Origin of the sequence: Ornithinibacillus proteolyticus (assembly GCF_039581225.1) — a bacterium.
GTDB classification, from domain to species: Bacteria; Bacillota; Bacilli; order Bacillales; family Amphibacillaceae; genus Ornithinibacillus; species Ornithinibacillus massiliensis.
Window position 1 is genome coordinate 1 of sequence record NZ_JBCPXV010000031.1, and the last position, 12,469, is coordinate 12,469.

Annotated in this window: 15 protein-coding genes and 1 other annotated feature; all 15 genes read right to left on the reverse strand. The window is 37.4% G+C overall.

Features of this window, described 5'->3' with window-relative positions; genetic code table 11:
* Positions 1-235: 235 nt before the first annotated feature.
* Positions 236-790, reverse strand: a complete 555-nt coding sequence (locus AAIB49_RS13920) for a YhcN/YlaJ family sporulation lipoprotein (protein ID WP_339214518.1) — start codon at positions 788-790, stop codon at positions 236-238.
* Positions 791-909: 119 nt separating this feature from the next.
* A complete protein-coding gene (locus AAIB49_RS13925) occupies positions 910-1,866 on the reverse strand; it encodes a phosphotransferase (protein ID WP_343458366.1) in 957 nt (318 codons plus the stop codon).
* Positions 1,863-3,014, reverse strand: a complete 1,152-nt coding sequence (gene safA, locus AAIB49_RS13930; protein WP_343458367.1) for a SafA/ExsA family spore coat assembly protein — start codon at positions 3,012-3,014, stop codon at positions 1,863-1,865. The genes AAIB49_RS13925 and safA overlap by 4 nt, the downstream gene beginning before the upstream one ends.
* 215 nt (positions 3,015-3,229) lie before the next feature.
* Positions 3,230-4,510 (reverse strand): GTPase ObgE, encoded by a 1,281-nt coding sequence (gene obgE / locus AAIB49_RS13935; RefSeq protein ID WP_343458368.1) that lies wholly within the window; start codon positions 4,508-4,510, stop codon positions 3,230-3,232.
* A 14-nt stretch (positions 4,511-4,524) separates the two neighbouring features.
* The gene (locus tag AAIB49_RS13940) at positions 4,525-5,052 is read right to left on the reverse strand and encodes a Spo0B domain-containing protein (RefSeq protein WP_343458369.1); all 528 of its coding nucleotides are present in this window, start codon (positions 5,050-5,052) and stop codon (positions 4,525-4,527) included.
* Positions 5,053-5,192: 140 nt separating this feature from the next.
* Positions 5,193-5,483, reverse strand: a complete 291-nt coding sequence (gene rpmA / locus AAIB49_RS13945) for a 50S ribosomal protein L27 (RefSeq protein ID WP_010098994.1) — start codon at positions 5,481-5,483, stop codon at positions 5,193-5,195.
* 11 nt (positions 5,484-5,494) lie between these two features.
* Entirely contained in the window at positions 5,495-5,824 is a 330-nt protein-coding gene (locus AAIB49_RS13950; RefSeq protein ID WP_339214513.1) for a ribosomal-processing cysteine protease Prp, read from the reverse strand.
* Between the two features lie 10 nt (positions 5,825-5,834).
* Positions 5,835-6,143: a 50S ribosomal protein L21 gene (rplU, locus tag AAIB49_RS13955; protein WP_186870292.1), complete on the reverse strand. Its 309-nt coding sequence runs from the start codon at positions 6,141-6,143 to the stop codon at positions 5,835-5,837.
* Positions 6,144-6,156: 13 nt separating this feature from the next.
* Positions 6,157-6,232 (reverse strand) — a sequence feature (ribosomal protein L21 leader region).
* Between the two features lie 60 nt (positions 6,233-6,292).
* Positions 6,293-7,159: a M50 family metallopeptidase gene (locus AAIB49_RS13960; protein WP_343458370.1), complete on the reverse strand. Its 867-nt coding sequence runs from the start codon at positions 7,157-7,159 to the stop codon at positions 6,293-6,295.
* Positions 7,146-7,916, reverse strand: coding sequence for a peptidoglycan DD-metalloendopeptidase family protein (locus tag AAIB49_RS13965; protein ID WP_339214511.1), 771 nt, complete (start codon positions 7,914-7,916; stop codon positions 7,146-7,148). The genes AAIB49_RS13960 and AAIB49_RS13965 overlap by 14 nt, the downstream gene beginning before the upstream one ends.
* A 391-nt stretch (positions 7,917-8,307) precedes the next feature.
* The gene (minD, locus tag AAIB49_RS13970) at positions 8,308-9,105 is read right to left on the reverse strand and encodes a septum site-determining protein MinD (RefSeq protein WP_339214510.1); all 798 of its coding nucleotides are present in this window, start codon (positions 9,103-9,105) and stop codon (positions 8,308-8,310) included.
* Positions 9,098-9,790 carry a septum site-determining protein MinC gene (gene minC / locus AAIB49_RS13975; RefSeq protein WP_445254507.1) on the reverse strand — a complete coding sequence of 231 codons (693 nt, stop codon included), beginning with the start codon at positions 9,788-9,790 and terminating at the stop codon, positions 9,098-9,100. The genes minD and minC overlap by 8 nt, the downstream gene beginning before the upstream one ends.
* A 69-nt stretch (positions 9,791-9,859) precedes the next feature.
* Positions 9,860-10,381 (reverse strand): rod shape-determining protein MreD, encoded by a 522-nt coding sequence (gene mreD, locus AAIB49_RS13980; RefSeq protein ID WP_339214508.1) that lies wholly within the window; start codon positions 10,379-10,381, stop codon positions 9,860-9,862.
* Complete coding sequence (gene mreC, locus AAIB49_RS13985) at positions 10,378-11,265, reverse strand: rod shape-determining protein MreC (RefSeq protein WP_343458371.1); 888 nt, start codon at positions 11,263-11,265, stop codon at positions 10,378-10,380. The genes mreD and mreC overlap by 4 nt, the downstream gene beginning before the upstream one ends.
* A 12-nt stretch (positions 11,266-11,277) precedes the next feature.
* Complete coding sequence (locus tag AAIB49_RS13990) at positions 11,278-12,321, reverse strand: rod shape-determining protein (protein ID WP_339214506.1); 1,044 nt, start codon at positions 12,319-12,321, stop codon at positions 11,278-11,280.
* Positions 12,322-12,469 lie beyond the last annotated feature (148 nt).

Genomic DNA, 12,469 nt, shown 5'->3' on the forward strand with positions numbered 1-12,469 from the left:
TTTTCATTGAAAATGCCTCTATACTACTACCGCGCTCCGCTTGCTGGCCTCATCTTTGGTGTTGAAGTCGTAAGACTTCAACACCAAAGATGAGGTATATGTTCTCCCATAAACATTTTACTCTAACGCCCATGAATAGAGCTGTCACAGTTGCCGAAATATTACCAACAGAAGAAATTAAAAAAAGCCTGACAAAGATTTCTCTCTGTAGGCCCGATAATACTGATTCTGACTTTTATTCGTTTCCTTGATGATAAAAATCATTTAGATTATTTTCCACTTCTTCATCAAGGTTAGGGTTACTATTTTGGTTACGTCTACGATCCCACCAGGTTGATTCTGAGTATACAACAACTTCCTTATCTGAGACAATTTGTTTAACTTCTTCCTCGATAGTATCTGCTAAATTGGGGTAATATTTATTTCCGGTCATGATTGCAACAATAATTCGATCATCCGTCTCTGCCACCTGTGCTTGAACAATTTCTTTTCTTTCTGACAAATATTCCGAAATTTGCAACGTCCTTTCGTTCGTAAAACGATCCTCATTTTCAGCGTCTAAATTTTTATCACCTTCGTTGACATATTCTTGCTCACTTTGTGGATAGCCACCTAATTCTCCAATTGTTTTCTCCTGGTTATTTATTCGTTCTTCTTGTTCCTTCGGTGTTTCATAATTAATCGGTTGGATTGAATTATTGGTCGAATCATTCATTCCTTCTTCTGTTTCATTACCACAAGCAGCAGTTAATATTAAACTCACGAATGCAAGAAGTAATTTCCTACGCATAATAAACCTCCCTTACAGCTAGTTTGCTACTAGAGAGGTTATTTAGAAGCGGTTATATTATCCTTTTTACATAATTTTTGGAAATAGATTTATACCGATAACAAGACCATAAAATCCTTCTACCCAATAATCCGCTTCGACTCCTTTAGAAATTCTTTACGATTTATCCATTCTTGTTCCATCGATTGTAAATACATTTCCACACTAATCCGCCGTTTTCTCGTCAAAAAATGTAACCATTCCCGTAACATATCACTTGGAATAAATGTTGTCATTAAATACCGTTCCATCGCTTCTTCCTGTACCATATTATAAGATAACAAAGTATCCACTTCCCAATTAATAGCGGGTAAAAAACGTTGTGCCAGTTGGATGTAATCGTAATCCTGAAATGTACATTGTAATAAATCGAAATCAATGATAACTGTATCATCATGATGAATAAAATTATGTGATGCAACATCCCCATGAACCCAGGTACCGTTTCTTTCTGCCATTAATTGTTCTTTGTTCCATGGATAATTGGAGACTTTTTCTAAATAGTGCTTCATCGACATTGTTATATCCTGAAATAAATATAAATACCGATACTTTTCAAAAAGTTGCTCGGTTTCTATAAATTTCATTAGTCTTGCATGCCATCGTTTTACAAATAATTGTTTTCTAACCATATTTTTCACATAGATTTGATTAGCTGCAGCATGAAAATGTTTTAATGTGCTCACTGCTTTTTGCCTATCACTCTCTACTTGATAATTTAATTTTCTGCCGGAAACATATGGTGAAATCGTCCAATAATAATGTGTTCCTGTTGAGATTTCCTTTTTTCCATTCGGATAGCGTACAAATGGCACAATTTCCTTAGATTGAACTCGTTCAAAAAATTCCCATTGTTGTTTTAGATTTATGACATTGGAATGGCCTTTTAAGACATATTTATCTCCTGAGTTTGTTTCGATTAAATAAATATTACGTTTAATAGGATGAATCTTTCTCGCCTCAATCCTCCCCTCCCAATATAAAAGAGAAGAGAGACGATTGATTCGTTGATCGTCTCTACTTGATTGTTTACTCAATCTGCTGACTCTTCCTCATTATCCGCTCTTAATTCACCGAATCCGGGAGGGGTAGGAAAACCATTTTCAGGAAAACCCGACATAAATGGATACGTCGTATTCGGTCCCATTTGTGGCATATTAGCCTGCCCTTGGAACATACTTGGATCAAATTGTGGCATCATTGGCTGGCCTTGATTTTGCATCATATTCGGATCAAATTGTGGCATCATCGGTTGGTCTTGGCCTTGCATCATATTTGGATCGAATTGTGGCATCATCGGTTGTCCTTGCTCTTGCATCATATCCGGATCGAATTGCGGCATCATTGGCTGGCCTTGATTTTGCATCATTTCCGGATCGAATTGCATTGGCTGTTGTCCAGTACCCTGCATCATACTTGGATCAAATTGTGGTACCATTGGCTGACCTTGGTACATTGCAGGATTAAATGGGGATACATCACCCATTGGTGGGATTTTTGGAGCACCGCAACCACAATCCCCCGTTACATCCTCCACCATTGGCATTTGTTGCGGATAAACCATATGTGCTGGTAATGGTACTGGATGAATGGGAACCATCGGATGCATTCCCCAGCAAGGATTGATAGGATAACAAGGAATCATCTGAACCGGTTGGTGCATTGGTTGTGAAATTGGTTGATAGCTTATCGGCTGTGCTTTCGGTTGTTTTGCATGATGTACATCTTTCTCCGATGATTCTTTACTCTCAGAGCTTTCATCAATATTAAAGGTCATATTATACGTTGTATGCTTTTCCTGTTCTATTTTCGGAGCATGCATTAGCGGCATCGTCATTTGTGGAATTTGTGGCATCTGAGGCATTGGAAGTTCTGGTTTTACGACCATTTCTGGCTTCTCATCATCTTCTTTAATAACTGGAAGTGGTTTAGGACTGATATCCTTATACGGCGTCTCTACTTGCTTTTCTTTCTTGACCTCTTTTTTCACTTCCTTCACTTCTTTTACGGGCGCCTCTTTCTTTACTGTTTTAGCATTAGTTGGAATACGTATTTTCATACCAGGCATAATCATATCTGGACTAGAAATATGTGAATTTGCAGCTTTTAATGCTTCAAAATCAACTCCATATTTTTTAGACAGCTCCCACATTGTATCTCCCTTTTGTACAATATGAATTTTCAATGTTCAACGAACTCCTTTCACTTCTCGATTTCTGGGCTAATCACTCTATACCAAGATATGCAACTTAAATGGAAATGTTGAACTTTATTCGAAAAGAATGAAAATCATCTGAGCTCATATTATTGTCCTAAAACGATTATTTCCATATCTACTCCTGACTACAAGTTTTTTTACTTACCCTATCAGCAAAAAAGCCATTCTCAAGAGAGAATGACTTAATCAACAAATTCAAATTCGAATTGTAATATACGGATTGTGTCGCCGTCCTCTGCTCCTTTTTTACGAAGTTCTTCATCCACTCCCATGGAACGCATTTGACGTGCGAAACGACGAATTGCTTCTTCACGATTGAAATCTGTCATCTTAAATAATTTTTCAATTTTTGGACCTGAAACAACAAAGGCACCATCATCCTCACGAGTAATGGTAAATCCTTTATCTTCTTTTTGATAACGATAAACAACCTTTCCTTCTGTTTCCTCCAATTGCGGAGCGTACTTCGGTATTGTTTCTAGAAGGTCTGCTACGGCATATAATATATCTCTTAATCCATCCTTCGTAAGAGCAGATACTGGATATACAGGTACATCTTCACCAAGCTGTTCTTTAAATTTCTCTAAATTCTCCTCCGCACCCGGCATATCCATTTTGTTTGCCGCAATAACCTGTGGCCTTGTCATTAGTTTTTCATCATATTCTTTCAGTTCTGTATTAATCTTGACATAGTCTTCAAAAGGATCTCTTCCTTCTGTTCCTGCCATATCAATAACATGGATAATTACTCTTGTCCGCTCCACATGGCGTAAAAATTGATGCCCTAAACCTATTCCTTGGTGGGCTCCTTCAATTAATCCAGGTAAATCTGCTAAGACAAAGCTTCGTTGATCTCCAGTATCAACAACACCTAAATTAGGAGCTAATGTAGTAAAGTGATAATCAGCGATTTTTGGTTTAGCTGCACTTACAACAGATAAGAATGTAGATTTTCCAACACTTGGAAATCCAACAAGTCCCACATCTGCAATAAGCTTTAATTCCACTTTTATGTTTTTCTCTTCACCAGGCTCACCATTCTCCGCAAAATCTGGCGCTGGGTTTCTTGGCGTTGCAAAACGAGAATTCCCTCTACCACCTCTACCACCTTTGGCAATGACAGCCTCTTGCCCATGAATGGTTAAGTCGGCAATGACTTGTTCGGTATCCTCATCCATAATGGTTGTTCCAGGTGGTACTGAAACAATTAATGGTGCTGCATTTTTACCATGCTGATTTTTGCTCATTCCATTTTCGCCACGTTTGGCTTTAAAATGACGGTTGTAACGTAAATCCATTAGTGTATTTAATCCTTCATCCACCTTAAAGATAACGTCACCACCATTCCCGCCATCTCCACCCGCTGGACCACCCAACGGTACATATTTCTCTCTACGATAAGCAACAAGACCATTACCACCATCTCCTGCCTTTACGTAGACACTGACTTGATCGACAAACATAATACTCACCTCATCTATTCAAGCGAGGATAGGGAAAACGTAAACCTAACACTAGATTCCAGTTCCTCTGCTTGTATCCACACATTATTTAGCTTTTCAGCCATTCTATTTTTCCATCGTTCCGAGCTAATTGGCGGACCACTGAGTGTCACAACCAACTTAACGGCTGAATCTTCTTCAATTAGCTGTAATACACCATTTATTATTTCAAATTTATCCACTAAAATGTAATCAACTATTGTATTTCCGATATCCGTTAACACCTTATCATAGGCTTGTAGATTCCTATTACTTGTACCTATTTCATATGTAAATTGGATATGATTATGTTTTAAATTCGTCTGTATTAACCATAGTGCAAAGTTAGGGCAACTACTATTCATCAATAATCGCTCACGATTTAACCCCTCAATTATCTCGTCTACCTTTACTTTTACTTTATCCGCCTTACCCATGCTTAAGTATCCATGCACGATTTGTAAATCATTCATTAAATCATGCCTTTGTAATCGTAATAATTGAATCACTTCTTTAGCATCCACATTATCCTCCCCCATTATGTAGAATTATAGCAGAAAATGGGCATTCATACATTAAATGGAGAGCAAGGTGGATTGGATACTTAATTAAATCTAATAAAAAAACCCCAACCATCTAAAATGATTGGAGTTTGTATGTCATATTATGCTTCTTGAGCAACTGGGTATACACTAACTTTTTTGCGATCACGACCATAGCGTTCGAATTTTACAACACCGTCGATTTTAGCATAAAGTGTGTCATCACCACCACGGCCAACGTTTTCACCTGGATAGATTTTTGTACCGCGTTGACGGTAAAGAATAGATCCACCAGTTACGAATTGACCATCAGCACGTTTAGCACCAAGACGTTTGGACTCAGAGTCACGACCGTTCTTTGTACTACCTACACCCTTTTTAGATGCGAAGAACTGTAAATCTAGACGTAGCATTAGAGCACCTCCTATTTACTTTGTATCGTTATAAACTGACTATAATCACGTTCAATCGTTTGAAGTGATACAATCATACCTTCGAACAAGAGTTGTACGTTATCCATTATTTCTGATGGAACAGAATCTGGAATCGATACGCGAAGATAACCACCTTCACTACCTTGTTCAATTGCTAGATCAATATCTGTTAATTTCAATACAGCATTTACTGCTCCAAATGAAACCGCAGATACCCCTGCACAAACCAAATCATATCCGTAGGGTCCACTCTCTGCATGTCCAGATAATTCAAAGGTTTTTATTTGATTATTATCTCGGTATACAGTTATTTTTATCATAACAAGACCCTTATTGGTTAATTTTTTCGATTACTAATTTAGTATAAGGCTGACGATGACCTTGCTTCTTATGATAGTTTTTCTTAGGCTTGAATTTGAATACAGTGACTTTCTTTTGACGACCATGTTTTTCAACTTTAGCCGTAACAGTAGCACCTTCAACATAAGGAGAACCAACTTGAACGTTTTCCCCACCTACGAAAAGAACTTTGTCAAAAGTAACAGTTTCATCCACGTCTGCTGTAACTTTTTCAACGTAAATTACTTGGCCTTCTTCAACTTTAACTTGCTTACCACCTGTTTCGATAATAGCGTACATAACTGCACCTCCTTAATTAACTCAGACTCGCCATACAGGTAAACTATTATAGTTTTTCCATGACCTGTTCTGTGCGGTTGTAGCAACGGGTGCTACGATGAATAACATAAAAATGTTATCATGTATGCTTATCTTTGTCAAGAAACTTTCTATATCGTTGTATATGTTGCCACTTCACCGACCGTTTTATTGTAGTTTTGATCATAAAAATAACTTTTTAAGCATTCCGTTTCATCAATTGCTAGTCTTTGATTATCAGGCATTTGTATGTAAATCGCGTGCTTTACATCTCGCTTAAACTGCGAGAACACATCCATGAGCGTATACTGAAATGGCACTGTTATTGGGCTTACTGATTTTATCCAGTTGTTCCCTTTATACCGATTTAAGAGAAAACGAATGAAAACAAAATGTCTCTTCTTCCAATCGGCTCTGTTTTCTAAAAGTAAAAACACCATAATTAATAACGCACTGAGTGTAAATGGGAAAAATAACAGCTGTATTACAATAATTACCAAACAGATTATAATAGAAAAAACTAATGCCGTATTATAGGCGCGTTGAAACGAGTACCTTTGGGATAGCAAAAAAAATAATAGCTTTCCTCCATCCAGTGGCCATATAGGAAGCAAATTAAACACTAGAATTGTTGTATTATAGAATAAGATTGTATCAATGATTGAACTTGGTAGCAGAGAAAAAAAGGATGCAAAAAACATGAGAACATAAATAATAAGATGTTGAATGGGACCTGCTATCGTGACAAGAAATTCTTCTTTTACAGGTCTACTGCCTTGTTCATCGGTATCCATCACACCCCCAAAAACCCATAACATAACTTGATTAATTCGCCAATTAAAGTAGGAAGCTGCCATATAATGACCTAATTCATGTAATAAAACAATCATTAGAATGATGAACATTTCAACAAATGTACCAGTCAAAAAGGAAATAATCATAAAAACTAATAATAATGGATGAATGTGTATAGGAGGTATTAGTTTACGGATTTTCATCAACTTCTATCACCTGAACAGGGTCAACAAATTCGTTGTCTTTTTCAATCGCAAAATATACCATTTCATTATCCGTTGTAGGTGTAAACTCCCCAAGCCTTTGCTTACTATTTACAACTTGATACAGATGAACATCAATGGAACTTAAGAAGCCATATGTTGAAGTGGATCCATCGGCATGTTGAATAATTACTGTTTTATCGGTATCTTGTTTTTTCCCCGCAAATATAACAACACCTTCACTTAATGCAGCGACAGCTGTAGTTTCCTGAGGAGCAATCATAATTCCTTTACCATTAGATTGAAAAGTCTCTATCACATTACCAGAGACTGGTAATACGAGTGCTACTTCTTCCACTTCCTCTTTATCGCTAGGCGAGAAGGCTAGAGGAGTACCAAAAGAATCTTTATACCACTTATAAACACTAGCAAAAGGAAAATCCTCTGTCAGTACACTGCTCGTCCATTCTCGTGGTTTATCAAAAAATTCCGCATCACTTTGCCATATAATGGCGATAGAGAAAAACAACATGACAGAAAAAATACCTTTTAACATAATACCTGTGATAGCATTACTTCTTGTCTGATTAGAGGATGAAGGATCAATAAAGTTTGGATAAAATCCATGTCTTTCTTCATCCTGTGGTAAAGAAGGTATGATGGTACTTATTTTATTAGGATTTGATTTGGTTGGGATTCCACGTGATTTTTTCCGTTCATTGATTGATTTTCTAACATCTTTTATTTCTTTCTTCATTCGTCCTCATTCCTTCATTCATCATTTATACAATTGTATGAAGGGCTAGGACAAGATATGATTGTCCGAACTTAATTTAGTATGGTGAGAGGAACAAGCTTTACACGAATATTTGGATTTGCTGTTCAATCAAAAAAGAGGTTGGAACAAAACGAAAACATAGGGTAATAAAAAACGAACAATCACTATCATTACCAGGAAATATACGGATACTCCTGTGGGAGGAAAGGGCACTGCCTGAGACCCCGGAAGAGCTTTAGCTCTGAGGAGGCTCACCAGCCGCCCACGGACGCGTAGTATATTTCCGGGGCGGGTCTGATGCGCTAACTTTCATGTTCGGTTTTCCTATGTTAAAAATAGTTTTGTTCCATCCTCTTTTATTTTCTTACTGCTAGCTCCTAATGCCAAAGAACTTTTTAACTTTCTTGAACATACCGGTTTCGTCTTCTAGTGATTGTAATGGTACAGATTCTCCTAGAATTCTTCTTGCAATATTTCGGTATGCTATAGAAGCTTTTGTGTTTGGTTGGAATGCAACTGGTTCTCCGTGATTGGATGCTTTAATAACTTCATCGTCATCTAAAACAATTCCAATTAGATCAATCGATAAAATTTGTACGATTTCATCGATTTCAAGCATATCGCCATTCTTCATCATATGCTTACGTATTCTGTTAATGATTAAGGAAGGTGGGTCCATATCCTCTTTTTCTAGTAGACCGATGATTCGATCGGCATCACGAACACTAGATTTCTCAGGCGTTGTCACCACAATAGCTTTATCTGCCCCTGCTACAGCATTTTGATATCCTTGCTCAATACCAGCAGGGCAATCAATAATGATATAATCATATTCTGTTTTTAATTCCTTCACAATTTCACGCATGCCTTCTGGCGTAACTGCTGTCTTATCACTAGTTTGTGCAGCAGGAAGTAGTGATAAATAATCAAAACGCTTGTCCTTAATCAATGCTTGTTTTAATTTGCAACGGCCTTGAATAACATCTACTATGTCGTATACAATGCGATTTTCAAGTCCCATTACCACATCTAGATTTCGCAGTCCGATATCGGTATCAATTAAGCAAACCTTTTTACCCATTAATGCTAGTGCAGTACCTAAATTTGCGGTAGTAGTCGTTTTCCCAACCCCACCTTTACCAGATGTTATAACAATTGCCTCACCCATTGATTATTCTCCTTTCGAATCCACTTAAACGTTTGCGTTTATGTGTTAAAACTTGCAATCTATCAATGATAATTTTGTCTTTTTCTGTATCGATGAGACCACATTCCATATATACACCGTCTGATTGGTAATCTGGTGCACGACTTATGTAATCAGCTATACGGAGTTGACTTGGATTCATATAAGAAGCAGTTATAATGGCATTATGGTCACCATTTACCCCTGCATGAGCAATCCCATGCAGACTACCCATAATATATATATTCCCCGTAGAAACTACTTTCCCACCAGGATTGACATCCCCTATTAATAGCACATCACCGTTTACCTCGAGAACTTGTCCAGACCGAACAATTCGATTGTAAACCTTAATTTCTGTATCCTCGAGCATGGCAAGTGCTTCATCCCTAAGAATGACATTCGATTCTACGGATTGAACAGTAAATTGTTTCTTTTCGGTAATAATGTTCTCTAGTTGTTCCCTTTGATCATCATATAAGTAACGATTTCCAAGGTTAACTGTTACGGGTACAACCTGTTCATCCTTTTTGGAATGATTAACAGATAATTTTTCTTGTAATTCCCTACACGCATCTTCAAATGAACAACGATCATCAATGAATAGTGTAAGCCCGTCTCTCGTGCCTTTTATCGTAACATACTGTTTTGGTTTCATGTCTTGCAACGCTTTCACCTCATTAGTGCTTTCAAATCTTTACGTGTAGGTATAATGGAATAACAACTATCTAATCTATCATGTTTTATCCGTTTTCCATTTTGCAAGTCGTTTTGCAAATAATGGATAAATAATGAGTAGGAAAATAGAATTCGCCAAAATAGATGGTAATAATCGTAACATGATGTAATCCATCCATTCTGCACTCATAATTCCGATAACATAATAGATAAGATTTATCATCAACTCTGCAATTGTTATACTTATTATACCAAACAATAACGTTGAATAAATATTACTATGCAACATATTTCGTAGTTCAAGAATAATGTACATCGTAACACCATAGGTAAACATATATACACCCAATATGCCTGTATAGGCAATATCAAATAAAAGCCCGAAAATTAAAGCATACATAATAGAATAATAAGAATTATCGTGGTCGTAAAAGATGGCAATTAATACCAAAAACATTAAAATCCAATGTGGCGTAATCATGATGTCACCGTCAAGGAGACTACTTGGCAAAATATCTAATGCCACGCCCTCTAAGACAAGGATTAACAGTAGAATAAGGGGTAGGAATATACGTTTCATTCCTCTTCCCCCTCTTCTTCTTCATCCTCATCCTCATCATCTTGACCTAATAATCGTTCCACTACTACCACATGATTAATTTCATACATATTCGCTGCAGGCTCTACTAATGCAGTTCGCGTTAACCCATATTGATCTGGGATTATCTCTTTCACAGTGCCGATTGGTAGGCCAGCAGGGAATACGCCACCCATACCAGAAGATACAACTAATTCCCCTTCTTCGATGTCCTCGTCGGAATCCTCAATGATTTTAAATAACAGTGAATTTGTTTCCTTATCATAGGACTCAATTAGACCAAATATACCCTTTCCACCTTCTCTTGATACTGTTGCAGATATCCGATTAAATTCATCAAAACCGGTTAGCAATTGGACCGTAGCAGTCTTTGGTGAGACAGCTTGAACCTTACCAATCATACCCTCTGCGGTAATAACTGCCATATTTACTTCTACACCATCTGAACTCCCCTTATTAATTGTTAGCTGCTCAATCCATCTTTCAGGGGACCTCGCTGTTACCGTTGCATGAATAGGGTTGTAGGAGCGTATGGAATCTTCTTTATCGAGCAACGCTCTCAGTTCTTCATTTTCATCTTTAATTTCTTGTACTTCATAGATTAGCCCTTTGTATTGTGCTAATCTTTCTCTTAAGATTTGGTTCTCCTCATACGTATTTCGAATATCATCTATATTTTCAAAGATACCTGCTACGTATTTTACAGGTGTTGATATGACATTCTGTGCAACACCAATAACATCACTTACAAATTGCTCTGCTGTAGTTAAATTTACCCTATCCCTTATTGAGAACCCAACTAAGGCAACTAGGACAATGATCCCAATTAGGATAATAAATAATCTTTTTTTACGAAAAAATAACATGAAAACACCTACTTATTCTACTGTAGGACGAGAAGATACATTTGGTTGTCCTTTAAAATGCTGAATATATTCTAACGATTTTCCAGTGCCGATAACAACACTATCCAATGGGTTATCAGCGACAAACACTGGCATCTTAGTCTCATCACTAATTTTTTTATCAAGGTTACGCAATAATGCTCCTCCACCAGATAACACGATTCCACGATCCATAATATCAGCTGCTAGTTCGGGAGGCGTTTTTTCCAACGTGATTTTCACTGCATCAACAATAGCATCTACTGTATCCTGAAGAGCCTCAGAGACTTCACTACCAGTAATAGTTATCGTTTTCGGTAACCCAGTAAGTAAATCTCTTCCACGGATATCCATTTCCTCATCCGCTATCATTTCATCATTTGCTGAACCAAGGTCTAGCTTGATTTGCTCTGCTGTTCTTTCACCAATCATTAAACTATACTTCTTCCGAATATGATTTACAATAGAAGTATCCATATTGTCACCAGCATTGCGGATAGATTCCGAGGATACAATTCCTCCTAGCGATATCACAGCAACCTCCGTTGTTCCACCACCTATATCAACTATCATGCTACCTGTTGGCTCCCATACAGGTAGTCCCGCGCCAATTGCAGCTGCAAATGGCTCTGCAATTGGAAAGGCTTCTTTGGCACCAGCCTGTTTCGTAGCGTCAATAACCGCTCGCTCTTCCACCATTGTAATACCAGACGGTACACAGATCATTACATTTGGCTTCTTAGCGAATGAAGAGCGGCTTCTCATTGCTCGTTTTATATAGTATTGCATCATAGCAGCGGTAGTATCATAATCTGCTATAACGCCATCCTTCATTGGTCTAATAACGGAAATACTACCAGGATTTCTACCTAACATATTCTTTGCAGCATTACCTACTGCCTCTATTTCACCTGTATCTACATTCTTAGCAACCACAGATGGTTCTCGTAAGATTACACCTTTTCCTTTAACAAATACCAATGTATTTGCAGTACCTAAATCAATCCCTAAATCTTGAGAAAATCCAAAGATACCCAATAAAATCTTCCTCTCCAGTATCATGTAAGTTTTCTTTCTATGCCTGACAGTTCTCTTATATTTTATGTGGTGGACCGTATAATATAATCAAATATGCCATAATGATGGTATGGAAATATGTAACTGCGTCCAACTCTTTCCAATCTCA